This window comes from Paenibacillus sp. HWE-109 (assembly GCF_022163125.1).
Lineage (GTDB): Bacteria > Bacillota > Bacilli > Paenibacillales > NBRC-103111 > Paenibacillus_E.
Window position 1 is genome coordinate 5,968,770 of the sequence record NZ_CP091881.1, and the last position, 18,949, is coordinate 5,987,718.

Below are 18,949 nucleotides of genomic sequence, written 5' to 3' on the forward strand. Positions count from 1 at the left end.
CTATTTAGGAATGAATGGCCGTTATTTGGTTCCCTAATAAGTTAGAAAATAGTCCTCCACGTTCGTTTGCCAATTGTTCATAGCCGCCATTCTGAATGATAATGCCATTGTCGATCACGATAACTTGATCAGCTTTGCGAATCGTGGACAGCCTGTGTGCGATCACGATGATTGTCAATTTCCCCTGCAGTCGCTCTAACGCTTGTTGGATTTTGGTTTCGTTCTCGCGATCCAAGGCGCTGGTCGCCTCATCCAGAATTAGAATCGATGGCTTGCGCAGGATGGCTCGAGCCAGCACGATCCGCTGCCGTTCGCCACCAGATAACCGGACACCGCGATCTCCGATAACAGTATCGAGACCTTCCGGCAGCTTGCTTACAAACTCTGCGGATGCTGCAAAATCAAGGGCTTCCCAGAGCTGCGCTTCAGTCGCATTCGCATCGATCAACAATAAATTATCTCGGATGGTTCCATTGAACAAGAAAGGGTCCTGCGGGACATAGCTAATTGATTTCCTCAAGGATAACAAATTCTCACTGGTAAGCGGCACGCCATCTATCCACACTTGTCCTCGCTGCGGCTGAAGCAGCCCCATTAAGATATCAATGAATGTGCTCTTGCCGGCGCCAGAGCGCCCAATAACAGCTGTCATTTGTTTGGATCGTATACGAACATTAATGTCACGAAGAGCAAAGCGTTCTTCCTCGGCGTTGTATTGAAAAGAGACATCTCGACACTCTAGATGATGCTTGAGTTGAAGCGGTAAGACGGAGCGGGCTGCGTCTTTGATTTCTCTGGCCTCCCGGCATTCATTTTGAAGCTCCATCATCGTTTTGAACGCCGGAACAGCTGCAGCAATTTGTTCCAAATTCGACTGTATACTCGCAAATCTTGGCCATAAGCGAGAGAAAATGAGAACGACCAGAATTAATTGCTGCCCCTGCGTTTGAAAGAGCAGGACCGATACACAGATGAAGATGACGATGATGAGTGAGGAGGATAATTTGAAATAGAGCTGCGAATTGGCACTGATCTTGGCCTGTGCCAAACGCTCCTGCGCAAATTTCTGACACCAGGTCATTAACCAGTAAATGCGTGATTCTTCTAACATATTGCTTTTAATATCTTTAACCCCGTTAAGATGATCGGTCATCCCGCCGATATAACTTCTTCCTAGCTCGGAGGTTTGCTGTCCCTGCAATTTGGATCTCTTAATGAAGATGCGTGAGAAATAGGACACAGCCAGACCACAAGCAATTACAAATAGGGTCATCATCGGCGATAGCCAGAAAGCTATACCCACTTGAATCAATGTAAACACGGTTGAAGCTGCAAATTGAAGAAACATATATGTCCCGCTGGTCACACGGCCTAGTTCATCGGTGAGAGAATTAATCAAATCTGATTTTCTCTTCTTGATGAAGAAATCCCAGTTTGCCTGCATGATCGCCGTGTACGTCTCTAATCTAACGTAATTAATAAAGCCCGTATGAATGCGAACATCGCGCAGTGTGAGGTTGCGTTGAATGAGACTTTGAGCAAAGACCAGGACCAGGTATGCCCCCATAATCAGCAGCAACGCTCCGGATTTAGGAAGTCCATTCAACAGATTCATGAAAGCTGGCGGCAAGCTTATTCCTGCGCTGCTGTTCAGGATACCACAAATACTAAGCAGCGGAATGACTAGAAATAACCCGAGCCCTTCCAGTAAACTTATGAAACTCATACCGAGCAAATTCATATAAAGAATCTTTCCTGCATAAGCATGCAGCTGCTTCGTAAAATACAATAGATGCTTCATTATAATTCTCCCTGTGTGACAACATTCTTTCTGGTTTTTCTCCAAGCCCATAGAAGAGGACGCAGCGGGAAATAGAGGACGTGCAGCTTCGCAGGTAATTTCAACGTCTCCGCATCTTCTGGATAAGGATGCAGGAAACTTAGGATGAATAGCACCTTTTGCCAAGTTGCCATTAGGGCAAACAAATGACGTTTGTGGTAGCGGGAGACATCGGCCGGAACGGGGGAGGTATGCAGGTTGATCTTTTGCCGAATGTAAAAATAGGCATCCTCTGCCAGGCGATCCGCTCGTTTAACCGAGGTTAATCGCTCCAGGTCTACCGTTAGCGGGGTATGCAGAACTTTCACAGCCAGTATCAGTGCTTGCGCCCCAATATGCTGCTGACGGTTCTTCTTTAGCAAGTCGTGGAGCTTACTAGCATCCAACTTCTGCCTGGCTAACTGGTCGATATCAAGCAGCCAGCGGAGTCGTGACCAACCATGACGAGCACCGTGAGTTGCCAGGAATAGAAACAAATCCTCGCTCCCCAAATAATAGATCGGATGGCTGACAATGGAGCTGATTCTTCTGCGTTCCCATAGTTCTTCGAAAGCCGGTTCCTTAGCAGGCCCGGGACCAAGTCGCCAATGAATTTCAAGCTTTATGCCCTTCTGCACATGGTCATACGTGACGTGATGATGCCGCCATTTCCAATCATTCAGAATGCTTTTATATTCCTCATCCTTCACGTAGCCTAGGCGGCTCAGAAGTTCCTCGGTTCGCTGCACACTTTCCATAGGCACCAAGACGTCCAGATCACCGGAAGTCCGAAGGGAAATATCACCATACAAATCATTCGCCAGAATGGGACCTTTCAACATAATCGCACGAATGTCTGACTCAGCGAACACTTTGGCAATATAGGCCATCTCTGCACTTAAATGAAGCATCGCAAAGGTATTGTCCTGATAGTACATTTGCAGTTCTTTACTAACATGCGGCGGTATCCATGCTATTTCTGCTTGCTTTAGCTTGACATACAGATTAGGAAAAACCCGATGATGTCTGGCTAGTTGCAGGAATTCATCCCAATTCAACTCATTTGGACAGTCTCTATAAGCAGACAGGTCATTCTTGCCTATCTTCATTTTCAAAATGGAAAGTAGCATATTTAATTCTTGGGAGAAGAGCGTCGAATCCGAATGGGAAAGGGTAGTCATCTTAATCTCCTTCATCCTCTATTGACCTGCATATTTGGCGAATTTACCAATCACGACGAACCGTTCCATGCCTTCGGCTCCCGTAATATAGTAAGGACCGCTGCGCAGCCAAGCATGAGCTATCATTTTGCCCGATTCATCGCGGGCCGTTCCCAGATATAACGTGCTGTCGATGTGACGCTTTTCCAACATGCGCGAAGCGGCAATCGCTTTGACCAAGCATTTGCTCTCCCAGATCGTATGTTGACTTATCAAGTGAATAGCATCTTGCACGCTCATTAACTCGGCGCGATGCTTCTCAAATCTATCATTCGATGTTTCTTCCATCCGAACTCCAAGCTTGGGAGCCACCTTCGAGAAGGGAATTGCCACTTGGATGCGCGCCCAACCCAGATAACAGGCAGCCTCTGCATACAGACCAATGGTTCTAAAATTTAATGAAAACAGGATATTGATTTTCCTAAAGATGCCCATGATCTTCTCCGAATTCGATCAATCCTTCTTTGGATAACCGCTCAATAAAGGTGATAACCTCCTGCTCGCATTCCTGTTGCTCAACCTCGTATTCCGCCATCAGCAAACTAACAATCTGTGCAACCTCGGATGGTTCCGCTAATAATTCCCAGATTCTCCCGCCGATCTCACCCAGGTTATAATATTTCCCATTGTGAATGCTCAGCATCACCTTCTCGCCACCCATATCACTAACAATATTCCCCTGGCTTTGAACAAAAACATTTTTCTGCGAAACTGAAACGACGTCGTTCTTCATCATCGCTATTCCTCCTTGTTTATGGCTTGCAGAATGGTCGATACCAGCTGTGGAGCAGTAAAACCCGTGGTTGGTCTTAGTAAGCGATACATCTCAATGTGCTTCACCAAGTTCACAGAGGTCTGAAAGTGCCAATCCGTTAACCCCAATTGCGGGATAAAAAAGTTCCGAAACGTATGTTCAAAAAGGATTTGAAATCGTTCCAGCCGTTCAATCGGGCGAATCTGGCTTTCATCCTGGTCGGACTTTACCAATTCGATAATTCCGGCGAGCGGCAGCATTCCAGCGAAATAGTGTGAATCTACGGGAACGTTATACTTGGTCTCTCTTCCGAAAATAGCCTGATATTCCCCAGCATCCATGCCAAAATTCGTTAAACTCTCTTGCCACAGTTTCTGCTGCGGGTAGGAGGAAGTGACATAAGGAACATGCGTTTCACCTGAACATGCAACGGCGATCACATCATCGGTAAGCAGCTGAAACCCTTGCTGCATAAAAGCTGAAGCTAGCGTAGACTTCCCAGCCCCCGACTGACCTACAATGGCATAGGCTTTTCCATCCACTGCAACAACGCTGCCATGCAAGGGAAGCACTCTTCGCTGCATCAGAATGGCGCCCATACAAGTTCCCAAGATATACAAACGCAATTTACTCGCTTCCACGTCTTTCATCGGGGTAACAGCGATACGTTTGCCTGCCTGGGCAGCAAATAAGGCAACACCAGGGACATAGAACATGACCGAATCATTCGCAACGAGATAGGTATTGGGTTTCTCATATACGTCCGCATACAGCCCATTTCTATCTTCATCTTCTACAATAATGTCCATATCATAAGCAGGTATATCCTGATTCAGTTGTTTTAATTCCGGAAAATCCAACTCGCTGGATATGGTAAGTCCAAACGCCAGATAACACGTATGCTGCTTCGTTCCCAACATCAATTCACGCCACCATTTCCCTAATTATGGTAAAGGCCCTTATACGACTTGCTGTATAAGGACCTTTACGTATAAACTCCAAAATACCAGCTGCCCACATGGTTTCGTATGTACTGAAATCCAAGCAGATCGAGTTTCATTCCTATTAGCTATAAGTTAATTGATCACGCGGAGTACCTGATGGGTAAGCAAAGTCAAGATGGTTTCCGTTGTTAGGATCAGCCATTGTCATGCTTACTTCAAGAACCTCAAGCGCTGGTTTTTTCCATTCTTTTTTCATATCTTCACCTCCTCTCAAGCGAATTTTTTCATGTACCTATACACAATCAGGCTGCGCATTAATAATCTGTACTCTGAATCCGTAGCCAGCTCAGGTCGAGCTCCAGCCTTGACTTTGAGCAATGCGGACTTGATCTTCGCACCGTCCATAAACCGGAGCACGTTCGAATCTGTGCTTAGCTGCTGTGCTTCATCGAGGAAAGAATCCCAATGTGGCACCATGCGATGAACCCAATCGGCTCCCTGCACGCCGCGAATCCGTTGATTCAACCGAATCGTGTCGGGCAGTAGTTTCTCCGTTGATCTTCGAATCAGAGCGCGATCCAGGCCATTCTGAACATACTGATCTTCAGGCACGGATAAGCAGTAACGAATGACACGGATATCATTGGTTGGATCACGCTGCCACAGTGAATGACGCAAGGATAATTTGGTAGTCAGTGTATTGGTGGCATTCCAGTGAAAAAGATCATGAAAATGACGATGTCTTTGTTCATAAATATTGGAAGTTGAGAACCAGCCTGACCGGTCTATGCCATAGCCGCTCAATTTATTAAACACTTGGCTCCTATTGGCGAATTCCTGATTAATTAAAATCGGAAATGGGTTGGAGGCACCCTTTTCAAGCAGACGATCCAGGAACGGAAAGGCCACCCTTGCGACAATTGGAAGGCTGCGCAGTCGAGCTCCGCTAGTATGAATACTATACTGTTGAAGTTCTTGCAAGAGCCGCACCCAGCGTAATTTCTTCATTAAAGTTGCATAATGATCATACGCGGATCCCCATGAAATGCTTAAATTCCCTCTAGCACCACTTAGGAGAACGGCAACATCTTGCTCCTGAGCCTTCTCAAACATGCCCCGTATCCAGAATGAGTTCTCAAAAAACTTGTACGGCATTTCCATTGTTTCTAACAGAGAGTCAATATCTGAGTAAGAATTCTTTCCTTTAAAATCCAGGTAATGATCATCGATTCCGCCTACATGTTTCACCGTCATTTGAATAAAGGGGCTTTCGTCAGCCATCAGCTGATTGGCTGTATAATCTCTAAAATCACTTGAGGGAACGTAGCTGAATGTCTGCAGCCGTTTGTTCTCTTTACTTAGCGATTTAACAGCGAAACTGACGACGGAACCTGAATCCAGACCCCCGCTTAGATGTGCCCCAACACCACGAAACGTGCGCAGCCGAGCATCCACTGATTGCTGGAAAACTTCTTGAAAAGCCTCGACGTACTCTTCATTGGATTTCAGTTTCAAGGGCTCACTAGCTTCAATCGTGCAGTATCTTTGCAATGAAATATGTTCACGTGTTACTGTAATGCTATGTGAGGGAGGTATTTGCGCGATATTCTCGTACGGTGTGATGGAACCGTCTACCCCGTCGATTGGCGCCGATATGGCCAGATATTCCGCCAACCATTGTTCGTTCAGCTTCTTCTGAATATAAGGCAGCGTCAAAAGCGGTTCAATAATCGTACAGAAAGCAAACCGTTCACGATGGTGGATGTAATACAAGGTACGACTTCCGGAAAAATCTCTGGCACCGAAAAGCTTCTGATTTCTTTCGTCCCAGATCATAAAAGCGAAATCACCGACCAAATACTTAGGTGCGTCCGTTTTCCATCTCTGATACGAAAGTAAGATAAGTTCACTGTCGGACATTTGATTCCGGCGACCCGGCTCTACCTGTAAGAGCTGAAACAATTCATCTCGATTATCAATGATCGCATCGGCTGTAATCACTAATCCCCTTTGCGAGTCACGGTATGGCAAGCGTTCATGGACAGACTCAGGTGTAATCCACTGTGCATGACACCCAAGAAAAATATGATCGTTGTGCCAAGTTCGGATATCGTTCGATGGATATTTCGCTAGTCCATGCATTAAGGTTTGGCCATGCTCGGTACTAACTGGCTCTTGATTACAGTGAAAGATCCCGGTAATGGCACTCATGATTTTCCTCCAAAACGATCTGCTAGAAAACATTGTTGTTCTCATTAAAGAACATTAAAGCCTAGTTTTCCATTTATATTTCTTCTCATTAATCCTATTACTTGAAATTCATTCTAAATTCTATTCGTTTTTGTTCTTTATGGAGAACAACCTTAGAATACCATCTATGTTCTTCACTGTCAACAATTTCTTCGATGTTTTTTTCAAGTCCCTAACTAGCCCGTTGCACAAGTCCACGCCGTATCAGATCATGCAAGAAGGAGGCAATATCCTCTTCGACCGACTCATCCACGAAATCGTATTTCTGACGCACCGCGTCGCTAATTGAGTTGACCGTCTGAACTTCCCCCAGCAATGACCAGCAGAATCCCCCCACACTGTTTAACTTCGTTAGGGTATATTCATCCGTATTTAAGATAATCCATTCCATGTCCAGCTGAATGGTCTCATAGTTATTCATACGCAGATACTGGCTAATCATACACGCAACCCCCTAAATGTTGGGTCAAGATTGGGATGATTCATAGCCTCATCCCCCTTAAAAGGTTGATTCACCTTGTCTTGCTCTTGGTTCCAGCGATAAGCCGGCTCCAAATAAACCGGCTGCTGACTTAACACCATAGGACGTGTATACACATTCGTATTTACGCGAGTATCCTTTGTCATAAAGGTACGTCTCCTATCTTTTCCACGTTTGAATAAGTCTTCTTGCTTCTCCGAAGGGGGTATCAATAATTTCGTACATACGCAGGAAGACGGTTGTTTCGAATCGATCCAAGTCAAAATTAATGGTCTGGGCCCCGCTAACCAGCTTGTTCTCGCCAGTAAACGAAAGAACCTTGGATACCATGATTCGCTCTTTGGCATCAACCAATTCAAGCCTCATCTTGGAAAAACTTTGATCAACAACGACTTCGTCCTGAAGCTTGATCGTAAAATCCAAATTAAGCTTATACGAATACGGCAAACCACTGCCGTTATTATAATTAGCCGCGGTCGACCAATCATTCAGCGTAGCCTGAAAAGGGTAGAAGGCAAGGGTACTGTCTTCCTTCGTATCCAACACTTTCGTCTTGAACGCAGCCATCGTAATATGATACGGTGCTACACTCTTGCCATCCAGAATTTCCATCACTAATTGCTCGCCAGTTTCCGAGCTCGGAATGATAAAGGAGTAATAGATGACATAACTGATATTCGGAATCAGCGTATCCACTTGCGTGTTCTGTCTGGTTCCCATATAGCTATTGCCATTATAGCTGGTTAACTTCGTATCAAATTGTGGAACCTGCATCGGTGTATCGCTATGATTAAGCAATTTGAATTTGGCGACTGCCGCTTTGAAGCCACCACCAGCACTTTCCTGCAAGCGAAGATCCACCATCGACACGTCAACCTCAGGCCGTATTAACTTGTACAAGGGATCGAAGTGGATCGGCTTATTCCACTCATACGGCGATAATTGATTAATATAACCGATCGTGCTCTTAGCCCCGGGCAGCGTAATGGTCAGTCGACCGATTAGATAATTCGTATGTGTTTTGTCTTCTCCCGCGAAATCCTCCGGTGTTAGAATCGATAAGCTCTTCATCTCTAACCGGTTTCTCGCAGGAATGGCATAATGAATATACGTCTGTTCGCCGTATTCCAGAGAGAGCGGGCCTTGTTCCAGCCTTTTGCCATTGTAGACCTTCTTATCAGAAATGCCATTGATCCGGAAATCTGGTATGGTCGTCTTCTTGTCTCCTTGGTTCGTAACAAGTAAACCTACAATGACCATCGGACCTTCCGGTGTATTCTGTTCATTTAAACTAACAGGCTTAAATTCCAACGTGCTGGACAGCACAGGAATTGTGAACGTATCTTCCCATTTCTTCGTCACAGCGGGATTGGCAAGTGTAGCCTTCTCACCCTTCCATTCATTGGAAGAAATAGGAATTGAAATAATTCTTTCTTCTTGTTTGGGATAGACGAATTCATTAACATCCAGCCATGAAAGCTCGGTCAGCGAGAAATTATCATAGCGGTCTATGACGTTCATATAGCTAAGTTCGACGGTCTCCTTGGGCTGAATATTCTTGGCATTCGCTTGACTGGGACGCATGATATACTCCAGTCCTTCTTGCGTCTTGACGCGAACTTCGTACTCGGGCACCCCGGTCAATCGATCTCCATTATTAAATAAACGAATCGTTGCCGCAATTCGAGTTCCCTCCGAAGTGGATTCATTTAGAATCCCCTTCACTTCCACCTTAATAGCATCCGTTAACTGATAAGTTTTCTCTACAGAGGTTTGGGTATACTTCTCATCGGCTGCCGCGTGGAAAGATGCTGAAGGTATAACCAGGGAGGCTGTCAAAACAAGGACGACCATCGTGTGTTTCCAGTTTATTTTCAATTCAAGTCACTCCATTTTCCATTATTGCTCTTCAACTGCCGTCATTTGAACTTTTTCTTTATCTCTTAATTGGTTCGGGCTCGTTTTTACGACAAGTTCGCCCTCTTTAAGACCGGAAATCACTTCCTGAATAGGCTCATTCAAGCGACCTAGCTGGACACTTCGTTTCTCAACCGTATCGCCTGCAACCACGAACACATAGTTGGCATCGCCTTCTTTAACTAATGCATACGTAGGAACGGTGAGCACGATCTGATCTTTCTCTTCCGTCATTTGAATCATTAATTTCATACCAGGCTTCAAGGCTAAATCCTTATTCGGTACTTCCAAATTGATTTCATAAGCTCTGGTTTGGGGATCTATTACCTTGGAGATATAACTGATCGGCCCTTTGAACTTCTGCGTAGTTCCCGTTAAATAGTAAGGCAATTCTTTCTTGTCACTCAAGTGTCTCGTTTCTTCTTCCGTCAGCTGCGCTTTGATCTTGATGGGATCCAGTCTTATAATGACCCCAACCGCTGATCCCATCTGCAGCGACATCCCGGCTTCCAGCGGCATCTCGGTCAATAGACCGCTGACTTGTGCCTTTATTTCAAAGTTTTTGAGTGTTTGATCTATTTGCTGCAAGGCAATCTGATCATTCTTGAGTTGTGTTTCCAGCTCCGAGGTCATGTCAATCGGCTCCAGCATCGTCAACTTCTTCTTGAGCTGATCCAGATCCATCTGAGCATCCATCATCTGAGTTTCCATTTGGAACAACTGGGCTTTGGTCACTAAACCAATATCATAATCATTCTTCATTTTGTTATAGCTTCTGCGCAGGCTGGTCATCCCTAATTCCTTTTTTTGAATCGAGTTGCTCATTTCCAGCTTTTGATTTTCGGTCTCTTTCTTGGCCTTCACTCTTGCTTTTTCAATGGCTTCTTGCGCCGTCTTAACCGTTAGTTCAGCAACTTGCCTTTGCAGGGCAACATCTCCAGATTTGAGTCTGAGGATAACTTCGCCTTCTTGTACCATATCTCCGCGCTTCTTGAAAATTTGCTCCACATCACCAGCTGCTTTGGACACAACGCCGAATTGAGCCGAGGATTGCACTTCAGCGGTACGCTCGAGAGGATCGCCGATTTTTTGCTTAATGACTTTAAAGGCTTTCACACTTTTCAGACCTTGTTCATTATAAACAGATTTCGAATCGGAATTAATCGGAGCTGTATCTGAGCATCCAGACAAAACGCCAATGCTTAGCGCCAAGATACAGAAGGTTCTTGCAGTTTTTTTACGCGGCTTACATCTTTTTTGTCTCATTAGCTATAAACTCGCTCCCCTTACTTTGATTTTGTTAACGGACTTTTATAAATAAGCATCTGCACGATAGTCTTTGATTTCGTTTAAGACCACACCGATCAATTTGGCGTTGGCCATCATTAGCTCTTCTTTCACTTTCTTGGCCATATTGCGCTTCACTTTGCCGTATTCAACAACGAGAAGAACCCCGTCGCATTGCGCTGCCAAGAGCTTGGCATCCGTTAAGGTCAGTACCGAAGGCGTATCTACAATCACCAAGTCATAACCGGCTTTGAAATCAGTTAGAAGCGCAGCCATTCGTTTGGAGGCTAACAGCTCAGAAGGATTTTGCCGCCCAGCACCCGAGGTCATGATCCATAAATTTTCGATAAATGATTCCTGAATGCTTTCCTCCATAGAGGTCTCGCTGCCTAAATAAGTCGTCAATCCCACTGTATTTTCCTTATTAAACACCGAATGAATGGAAGGATTTCTTAAATCGGCATCCAGCAAAAGGACCTTCTTGCCAATCTGTGCATAAGCAACGGCCAAATTGACCGCTGTCGTCGTTTTACCTTCACCGCGACTTGCCGAAGTCACCGTAATGGTTTTGACTTCCTGTCCCAAAGCCGAACATTCAATATTAAAGCGTAAAGAACGATAGGCCTCTGATACCGGAGAATGCGGGTTGATTTGCATCATAATCGGAACATTAGTGGATGGTTTTGGCATATGGCGTTTCCCCTGTTTTTTTACTGGATTTATAACTCCGTTTGGTACGCGGTTCTTTATCCTTGTCTTTGAACTTAGGTATGTAGGCCATTGTTGGTGCTGCGAAAATATCGCGGACATCCTCATCCGTTTTGATCGTGTCATCCAAGGCATCTAGGAGAAGCGTTAAGCCAACCATACCAGCGAGGGACACAATAAAGCTTAGAATAATATATTGATTAGACTTCTGATTGATAGGAATCGGATAATCCTGACTTTTGGCCCTATTCAGAATCGTGACATTATCGACCTTCATAATCTTGGGAATTTCCAGTTGAAAGACATCGGAAACCGCATTGGCGATTTTCACAGCCTTCTCATGCGAGAAGTGTCGAGCACTGATGGTCATTACTTGCGTTTCATTGAGGTTAGACACATAAACGATGGATATGAGTTGATCCGTGGAAACATTTAAATCGGGGTAACGTTGAACGACTTTATCCATAATAGCAGGAGTTCTAATAATTTCCTTGAATGTGTTCATAAGAGCAAGATTAACGCCTATGGCGCCATAATCAATTTGTTCTTTGCCTAATTGATCCTGCTCAACAGTTTTATTTACAATCAATTTCGTGGATGCTTGATAGATAGGTTGATAGTTGGATGAGGTATACAGGGCTGTGAGAATAGTTACCCCCAGCACGCATATCGCAATTAGCCACATACGCTTTTTTATAATAATTAAGTACTCTTTCACATTGATTTCCATGATTCCCCTCCAAAGAAGTCTTCTTTGCTTGATGTTCCGTTTCAATTAACCTTTGATACTATTTGTATCATGTTATAGGTATACTTTAAGATACTTTTTGTATCATGTCAATACAATTTTTCGCGATTAAGTTCCAAATCGTATCACGCATTCAACGTAAAAAAAAGAGAGAGAAGCTCTCCGCTTGCGGAGACTTCTCTCATCGTTTTAATTGCCTATGGCTTGTATTCGACTAAGTTCATTTGATCGTTTCGAGAGCGTCAATGCCTGTTGCAGGAGCAGGGCTAACAATCTGCGCATCGATCCAATCCCAATTTTACTCATGATATTCGCTAAATGAATTTTTACCGTCTTTTCGCTAATACAACAGCTTTCAGCAATTTCCCGATTCGTGTAGCCATGTGTAGCGATTAGACCGAGAATCTCTGATTCACGCTGGGTTAAACCATAACTAGCAAAAAATTGATTCAATAGCTGGCTGTCTTCTACCATTATTTCCTTCATACAACAACTTCCTTTATATGAATATGTCGTTCTCGACTAAGATCTACAAAAATATCATCAATCTTAACAAGGGGGTTCGTATCATCCGTAGGATTAATATAAACGACCTCTCCCCATCGACCATCAGTAAGCTTCACTTTCCTGCCAACTAAATTCTGGATCATATTATTCAGAAAAACAGCGACAATATGAGGGTCTAATTCACCGAAAAAGCCTTCCCTCATCCGATTAACAACTTCGTAAAATGGCATCATCTCATGGTAAGGGCGCTTCGAGGACATAGCATGAAAGACATCTGCAACGGCTACGATACGGCTCATGCGATCTACTTGTGAATCCTTGAGACCTAGCGGATACCCCGTGCCATCAGCCCGTTCATGATGCTGCAGCGCGACTAGGGCAACCCTATAATGAATCCCCGCAGTTTCTCTAAGCATATTGTAGCCTCGAACCGTGTGCTGCTTCATTTCGCCATATTCATCGTTCGACAGCTTACCTGGCTTCAGCAGAATTTCTTCTGCTATCGTAATCTTCCCTACATCATGCATGGTAGCAGCAAGAGATAGCAGCGCCACTTCTTTATCATCGAGATTTAACCATTTCCCAATCAGCGTTGACAGAATTCCAACACCAATATTGTGCTGATGCGTGTATTCATCTTTCGCTTTGACTGCTTGAAACAACTCGTATAAATCGGGGTTCTCTGCCGCTTGCTGAACAATAGGAATCAAATCATTCTTGATTTCTAGCAAGGGGATTTTCTTCTGTGATTGAATGCGCTCGAATAAATCCTTGGCATATTGAGAAGCTTTTTGGACAAGGTGTTCGGAGGAATTAATGGATGATTCGGATTCAATTTCTTCTTCTTCTTCAATGGTCGTCATGATGTCCATGAAGTCAATACGATGCTGCTGGAATAAATCCAGGTGTTCCTGCGTGAGGACGGATTGACTTGGTACTAGTACAAGTCCATAACTTGTTGTGACATCGTATTTCAACTTCTTACCCAATAGTTCTCTCAAAGAAGCTCGCCCCAATTATTTCAAAATATAACCAATTTCAATTATATACGACAATTTTATTTGGATCTATGGGATAGATAGCCCGTATTTAAACGTATAAACTAGGATAAAGAGCCTATAGACTAAAAACCAATAACCCATATTAGGACTATTGATCTGGTCATTACATGAAATTCATTCTATCCCACCCCGTGACATCCGTCTAGTCATCTGCATAGAGTAAGTATTGACAATTCCGCTTTAACCTAAGGAGGAACTTACTTACTATGACAGCAAAGAAAAAGCAAGAGCTCAGAGACTTGGATCTAGATACCCAAAGCGTGCAACAGCCTGAGACGGAACAGCCTTTTAATGAAGCCTATCCGCAACCTGCGCCTTATCCATACGGCTATCCTGTACCACAAGCCTACGCTTGGGTGCCTGTTTATGATCCGCGCGGCTTGGGCGGCATGATTGGCATCCCAGGCTTTCCCGGCGGCGGCGGCGGGTTTCCCGGTGGCGGGATGATGCCTGGATTCCCAGGGCAGCCCGGATTCCCGGGGCAACCTGGCTTCCCTGGCGGCGGTTTCCCAGGTCCAGGCATGCCAGGACCTGGAACCGTGCCAGGCCAACCGCAAGGAGGCGACCAGCAGGCTCCCACCTCCCCGCCTCCAGCCTTCATCCCGCAAAAGCCGCTTACTGCAGCTGGCGGCGAGGCCTTCGCCATTAATCCTGGCGGCATTGCTCGCTGTTTGTTTAATTTCACATACGTGTGGCTGCGCAATGGCCAGTCCTTCTGGTACTTCCCTATCTTCGTGGGCTCAACGTCCATAGGCGGTTTCCGTTGGAATGGTTTCTCATGGATGTACTTTGGCATGGATTTGCGGTTTATCGACGCATTTACTTGTTAAATCTTCCGTTCAGAAAAAGCACGTTCGCTAGCTTATTCTCAGCGCATCAGCCCCCACCATCATGGCGGGGGCTGATAGGCATTTAAGCCATCTGCTCATACTCTGTAAAAGGATCCGCAATCTCCATATAATGGGCTTCGGTATCGCTGGCTCCAACATATAAATCCGCCCGACTGTTCGCCTTTCGGACCAAGCCTCCACTGAAGATCACATCTGCCAGATCTGCCCGCTTCGCCGGTCCGTCCGGGAAGTCGCTGCGGGTTGCGATGATTTTGACCGGCGACTTCTCCCTCGTCCAAGGATTAAGGACGAACGACATGGCATGATAATGCAGCCGTCCTTCTTCATCCGTATACGAGATATGGCCCAGCACACCAAGAAACCCATTTGTCAGCAAATGGATTTCATTGGCTCCGCCCCATTCGTCCTTCAGGAATTGATCGCGGAACAAGGGAGCCTGGATAATTGCAGTTTCCGATAAGTCATCGAACGAGTCGAGGATGCTGAATCCGATGACAGCCCGTGTGCCCTCAATGCCGAACGGCCTCGAAAATACGCCAATCCGTCCATCCGATAATGCCGTCAGCCGGATATCTTTCATGTTCCACGGACCCGAAGCAGCGTGTTTGAGTTCATGCAGGTTCTTCCCTCGGTAGAGCACAGTTTTCCAACCGATAATCGCTCTTTTCGTCACCGAGTCGAAATACAGCTCGACGCCACCGAAAATCCATTCGCCATTAATTTGGGTAATGAACGGATCTTGCAGTTGAAATTTAGGCAGATCCAGCTTGGGTGTCCAGACCTCATCCCGGCAGGTAAAGAAGATGATTTCGGATTCCTCTGAATCCCGTGCCTCGACCCGGCCTGCGATATAAAGCTCCCCTTCATTCATGAAAGGAGCCGTAATATTGTAGACATCCCGATCGCCGACTCCGGCAAAATGGAGTTTGCGGCCTTTGTGCTGAGCAGGCTGATAGTCAAGCAGTAGTTCTTTGCATGTCTTCGTTTGCCATTCCAATTTCATCATAGGTGACATTCAGCCTCTCTCAGGTGTATTCCAGCATGCCTTTTTCTTTCAACATGGCAACGATTTCCTTGACATCCTGCGCTTTCTCCTTCGAACAGATGAGCAGAGCGTCCTTGGTATCTGCAATAATCAAACCATCAATACCCAGCGTGGTAATTAATCTTTTTTCCCCATATATAATGGAATTTCGCGTTTCAATCCCTACGTAGTTCGCTTTCACAATATTCCCGTCTACATCCGGAGGAAAAATAGCCCCGAGCGCATCCCAACTTCCGATATCGTTCCATCCAAAATCACCTTCAATAACGACAACCTCGTCGCAGCGCTCCAAAATGCCGTAATCAATAGAAATGTTTTGCAGCGAAGGATAAATGGCGTTAATCATTTTTACTTCCTGACTTGTGCCCATGTAGGCCATCAATGGCAGCATCGTTTTGTAGAGCCTCGGCAAAAATCGCTTGAAATTATCGAGAATGCTGGACGTTTTCCAAATGAACATCCCACTGTTCCACAAATAGTGACCTGAACTAAGATAGGACTGGGCCTTCGCAAAATTAGGCTTTTCTACGAATTCAGCAACCTCATACACACTGCATGGCTTGCTCATGAAGGCTTCATTTTGACATGAAATATAGCCATAGCCTGTTGAGGGAAACGTAGGTTTGATTCCGATCGTCACAAGCTTACCGGTTTCTATCGCAATTTGGCAGGCATGATCGAGCGTTTTCTTGAATTTATCTTCTTCCGTAATATGATGATCAGAAGGGAAAACGACCATAAGGGAATCGCCATGGTGCTTTTCAATAAATAAGGCGGCGAGAAGAATGCTTGCCGCTGTGTTCTTGGCCACAGGCTCCGCCAAAATATTGCCGGGCTGGACACTCGTATGCATGATGCTTTCCAGCAAAACAGCTTGAGAACGATTCGTAACCACGATCGTATTCTCCATAGGGATCACCCCATTGAACCGCTGGATCGTATCATTGAGCATAATATCATTGCCGCTGATATTCAGCAGCTGTTTGGGCAGCTCCTGCCTGGAAAGCGGCCAGAAGCGGGTTCCTCCGCCGCCGGCAAGTATCGTTGCGAATTTATTCATGCTGCATCACCAACCTAGCCATACAGTAGGAGACGATATTTTCAGAGCCTTGGTTGAGATTCAAGCCGGTTGCATGAATGCCATCGTAGCAGGCACCGGTCTGAGCATCAATCAATGATTCTTGACGTGAGTTGTGTCCGTGGAACCAGTCATAGCAGAGCAACGCTTTGGCGTAATAAGTTGTCTCTCCTAATGCCTTGTAAGCTTCCATACAAGCTAGCAGCATTTCGCATGCCTCAATCGGCTGCTCGTCAAACAGAGCTGCATCTTGACCTCTCGTCAGCCAACCATGGCTGCCAATCGGTTTGAAATAACCTTCCTGAGCGAAGGTAACAGACGCCAAATAGTCCAAGCTTTCCTTAGCCGTTAGTCGGAATTGCTCCGTGTGCTGCAACTGCGATGTAAGCTGCGAGGCCTTGAAAAGCGCCCAAGGCAGCATCGCGTTGCCATAGGTTATACTGTCCTCAAACCACAACCAGCCATCGCCTTTATTTGCTTGATATTGGGTATGCAGCCGCATTGCCAGCTCCTCCACCAAGGAAGCTATTTGTGCTTGCGGAAGAAATGCGGAATTTCCTTGTTCTTTAGTCGGATAAGGGAATTGATAAGTGAAAGATTGCGGCGTTTCGAGCATATACGTCAAGCCAATCATCGCATAGGCCATAGCCCGCGGAGACGATAAGCTCTTCACATGCGAGAGTGCCTGATTGATCATATATCGGCAAGTATTCTGGATATTATCCGGGACAGATACTTCCGACAAGGTAAATCCGAGCGCCCATAAACAACGGCCCAAACAATCCTCCGAGCCTACCTGTTCAATGAATACCCGCTGATAATCCATGAAATTCCGAAAGCTGCCATCCTCATTTTGCGCATGATGAAGAAAGGCCGAATAAATCGAAATTAGATTCAGCACCTTGTTCTCTTGACTGTTCTTGTACAGCATAACAGCAGCGATTAGAGCTCTTGCGTTGTCGTCAGACGTGTACCCTTTGGAACGATCAGGGATACCAAATTTCGTATGCTGGAAGATACCGGTATCATCCGTTAAGCGATACAAATAATCCGCTGTGAACGGCTTGACCGCCAGCTTCCCCATCAAACCGCACTCCCTTTGATCACAATCCGGTTCGCAATCGTTTCGCGAAACAGCGCCGCGTAAGACTTGGCGACTTCACTCCACATCATCGTGCTTCCAAGCGCTTGTGTTCTGTTCTCCATCTCCAGCTTCAAATCCGGATGATCCAGAACAGTCACGATGTGCTGCTCGAGCGAGGCTGAATCATGGAAATTGCCCAGCAATCCGCGGCCGTCTGCCAACATTTCCACCGCATAGCGGTAGGGGGTGGAGATAATAACTCTGCCATAACCGATACCATAGGCTAGCGTTCCGCTTACAGCTTGATCCTTGCCCAGATAAGGAGTCATATAGATATCCGATAAGACCAGTGATTCAACGACTTCCTCCTGCGTCAAAAGCTTATCTACAAAAGTGACATGCGCCTCAAGTCCAAGCTTCGACACTAGATCCATCAACTTCTGTCTGTAGACTTCTCCAACTTCCTGCTGCACGACCGGATGTGTTTTGCCCCAAATGATGTAGAGCGCTTCAGGATGTTTCGCGACTACACCGCGCATCGCTTCAATGGCATATTCAATCCCTTTGCCTGGGCTCAGAAATCCGAAAGTCGATAGAATCTGCCTGTTCGCATACCCATAGCGGTCTTTCAACTCATCTCTTGAGGCCGTCTCCACGAAAGGAACACCATGATGAAACATCGTGATCTTCGCATTTTCGATGCCGTAGACGTCCTGCAAATCCTGCACTTTATTTTGAACCATCGTAATGACTCTAGAGCTTAGTTCGGCAAGCCGCTTCATGATCAATCGCTGTTTATCACTAGGTTCCGATAGAACCGTATGGAAAATGACAACAAATGGAATCTTTAATTTCTCAGCCAAATCCAGCACATACTCGCCGCTTTCACCGCCATAAATCCCAAACTCGTGCTGAATGACAAGCATATCGATGTCAGAACGATTCAAATCCAGTGCTGTCTTGCTATAATCTGCTCGTTGATGCTGGCTAATTTGTCCCATTACCTGGTTGCCATACACATACGACTTGTTATTGTTAACCGCGATCATTCGTGGTGAATTAAAATCATGAATCCGTTCAATTTCGTTCATCAAATCCTGTGAAAATGTAGCTAACCCGCACTCTCTTGGCAGGCTTGTTCCCAAAAAAGCGACATTGCGTTTAATGGATTTTAAAATCATTGAAATTCCTCCTA

At 45.5% G+C, this 18,949-nt stretch carries 20 protein-coding genes; 1 reads left to right on the top strand and 19 read right to left on the bottom strand.

The features are described from left to right. Nucleotides 1-4: 4 nt before the first annotated feature. The 15 genes from LOZ80_RS25395 to LOZ80_RS25465 all read right to left on the bottom strand — a co-directional run bounded on the left by LOZ80_RS25395 (nucleotide 5) and on the right by LOZ80_RS25465 (nucleotide 13,636). The gene (locus LOZ80_RS25395) at nucleotides 5-1,801 is read right to left on the bottom strand and encodes an ABC transporter ATP-binding protein (RefSeq protein WP_238167284.1); all 1,797 of its coding nucleotides are present in this window, start codon (nucleotides 1,799-1,801) and stop codon (nucleotides 5-7) included. Then, nucleotides 1,801-3,000 (bottom strand): nucleotidyltransferase domain-containing protein, encoded by a 1,200-nt coding sequence (locus tag LOZ80_RS25400; RefSeq protein ID WP_238167285.1) that lies wholly within the window; start codon nucleotides 2,998-3,000, stop codon nucleotides 1,801-1,803. Before LOZ80_RS25400 ends, LOZ80_RS25395 begins: the two co-directional genes overlap by 1 nt. An 18-nt stretch (nucleotides 3,001-3,018) precedes the next feature. After that, complete coding sequence (locus LOZ80_RS25405) at nucleotides 3,019-3,474, bottom strand: lasso peptide biosynthesis B2 protein (protein WP_238167286.1); 456 nt, start codon at nucleotides 3,472-3,474, stop codon at nucleotides 3,019-3,021. Next, nucleotides 3,461-3,775, bottom strand: coding sequence for a lasso peptide biosynthesis PqqD family chaperone (locus tag LOZ80_RS25410; RefSeq protein ID WP_238167287.1), 315 nt, complete (start codon nucleotides 3,773-3,775; stop codon nucleotides 3,461-3,463). Before LOZ80_RS25410 ends, LOZ80_RS25405 begins: the two co-directional genes overlap by 14 nt. Nucleotides 3,776-3,777: 2 nt before the next feature. Further along, nucleotides 3,778-4,713: a phosphoenolpyruvate carboxykinase (ATP) gene (locus LOZ80_RS25415; RefSeq protein ID WP_238167288.1), complete on the bottom strand. Its 936-nt coding sequence runs from the start codon at nucleotides 4,711-4,713 to the stop codon at nucleotides 3,778-3,780. 145 nt (nucleotides 4,714-4,858) lie between these two features. Next, entirely contained in the window at nucleotides 4,859-4,993 is a 135-nt protein-coding gene (locus LOZ80_RS25420; protein WP_189009923.1) for a paeninodin family lasso peptide, read from the bottom strand. A gap of 14 nt (nucleotides 4,994-5,007) precedes the next feature. Then, a complete protein-coding gene (locus LOZ80_RS25425) occupies nucleotides 5,008-6,948 on the bottom strand; it encodes an asparagine synthase-related protein (RefSeq protein WP_238167289.1) in 1,941 nt (646 codons plus the stop codon). A gap of 211 nt (nucleotides 6,949-7,159) precedes the next feature. Then, on the bottom strand, nucleotides 7,160-7,429 hold the full coding sequence (locus LOZ80_RS25430; RefSeq protein WP_238167290.1) for a PqqD family protein: 270 nt from the start codon (nucleotides 7,427-7,429) through the stop codon (nucleotides 7,160-7,162). After that, a complete protein-coding gene (locus LOZ80_RS25435) occupies nucleotides 7,426-7,614 on the bottom strand; it encodes a hypothetical protein (protein WP_238167291.1) in 189 nt (62 codons plus the stop codon). The genes LOZ80_RS25430 and LOZ80_RS25435 overlap by 4 nt, the downstream gene beginning before the upstream one ends. 13 nt (nucleotides 7,615-7,627) lie before the next feature. Further along, nucleotides 7,628-9,346, bottom strand: coding sequence for a hypothetical protein (locus LOZ80_RS25440; protein WP_238167292.1), 1,719 nt, complete (start codon nucleotides 9,344-9,346; stop codon nucleotides 7,628-7,630). Nucleotides 9,347-9,367: 21 nt separating this feature from the next. Continuing rightward, nucleotides 9,368-10,651: an efflux RND transporter periplasmic adaptor subunit gene (locus LOZ80_RS25445; RefSeq protein ID WP_238167293.1), complete on the bottom strand. Its 1,284-nt coding sequence runs from the start codon at nucleotides 10,649-10,651 to the stop codon at nucleotides 9,368-9,370. Between the two features lie 45 nt (nucleotides 10,652-10,696). Continuing rightward, entirely contained in the window at nucleotides 10,697-11,362 is a 666-nt protein-coding gene (locus LOZ80_RS25450; RefSeq protein ID WP_238167294.1) for a CpsD/CapB family tyrosine-protein kinase, read from the bottom strand. After that, the gene (locus tag LOZ80_RS25455) at nucleotides 11,343-12,110 is read right to left on the bottom strand and encodes a YveK family protein (protein ID WP_238167295.1); all 768 of its coding nucleotides are present in this window, start codon (nucleotides 12,108-12,110) and stop codon (nucleotides 11,343-11,345) included. Before LOZ80_RS25455 ends, LOZ80_RS25450 begins: the two co-directional genes overlap by 20 nt. Nucleotides 12,111-12,317: 207 nt before the next feature. After that, nucleotides 12,318-12,614, bottom strand: a complete 297-nt coding sequence (locus LOZ80_RS25460) for a helix-turn-helix domain-containing protein (protein ID WP_238167296.1) — start codon at nucleotides 12,612-12,614, stop codon at nucleotides 12,318-12,320. Continuing rightward, on the bottom strand, nucleotides 12,611-13,636 hold the full coding sequence (locus LOZ80_RS25465) for an HD-GYP domain-containing protein (protein WP_238167297.1): 1,026 nt from the start codon (nucleotides 13,634-13,636) through the stop codon (nucleotides 12,611-12,613). Before LOZ80_RS25465 ends, LOZ80_RS25460 begins: the two co-directional genes overlap by 4 nt. Nucleotides 13,637-14,139: 503 nt before the next feature. Here LOZ80_RS25465 and LOZ80_RS39570 point away from each other — a divergent pair. Beyond that, nucleotides 14,140-14,526 (top strand): collagen-like protein, encoded by a 387-nt coding sequence (locus LOZ80_RS39570; protein WP_443147082.1) that lies wholly within the window; start codon nucleotides 14,140-14,142, stop codon nucleotides 14,524-14,526. Between the two features lie 82 nt (nucleotides 14,527-14,608). Here LOZ80_RS39570 and LOZ80_RS25475 read toward each other — a convergent pair whose 3' ends face one another. The 4 genes from LOZ80_RS25475 to LOZ80_RS25490 are packed head-to-tail and all read right to left on the bottom strand — an operon-like array spanning nucleotide 14,609 to nucleotide 18,935. Further along, entirely contained in the window at nucleotides 14,609-15,553 is a 945-nt protein-coding gene (locus LOZ80_RS25475) for a DUF1861 family protein (protein WP_238173114.1), read from the bottom strand. A gap of 19 nt (nucleotides 15,554-15,572) precedes the next feature. Further along, nucleotides 15,573-16,652, bottom strand: coding sequence for a mannose-1-phosphate guanylyltransferase (locus LOZ80_RS25480; RefSeq protein ID WP_238167299.1), 1,080 nt, complete (start codon nucleotides 16,650-16,652; stop codon nucleotides 15,573-15,575). Beyond that, on the bottom strand, nucleotides 16,645-17,754 hold the full coding sequence (locus LOZ80_RS25485; RefSeq protein WP_238167300.1) for a glycosyltransferase: 1,110 nt from the start codon (nucleotides 17,752-17,754) through the stop codon (nucleotides 16,645-16,647). Before LOZ80_RS25485 ends, LOZ80_RS25480 begins: the two co-directional genes overlap by 8 nt. Continuing rightward, nucleotides 17,754-18,935: a glycosyltransferase family 4 protein gene (locus LOZ80_RS25490; protein WP_238167301.1), complete on the bottom strand. Its 1,182-nt coding sequence runs from the start codon at nucleotides 18,933-18,935 to the stop codon at nucleotides 17,754-17,756. The genes LOZ80_RS25485 and LOZ80_RS25490 overlap by 1 nt, the downstream gene beginning before the upstream one ends. Nucleotides 18,936-18,949: the final 14 nt, after the last annotated feature.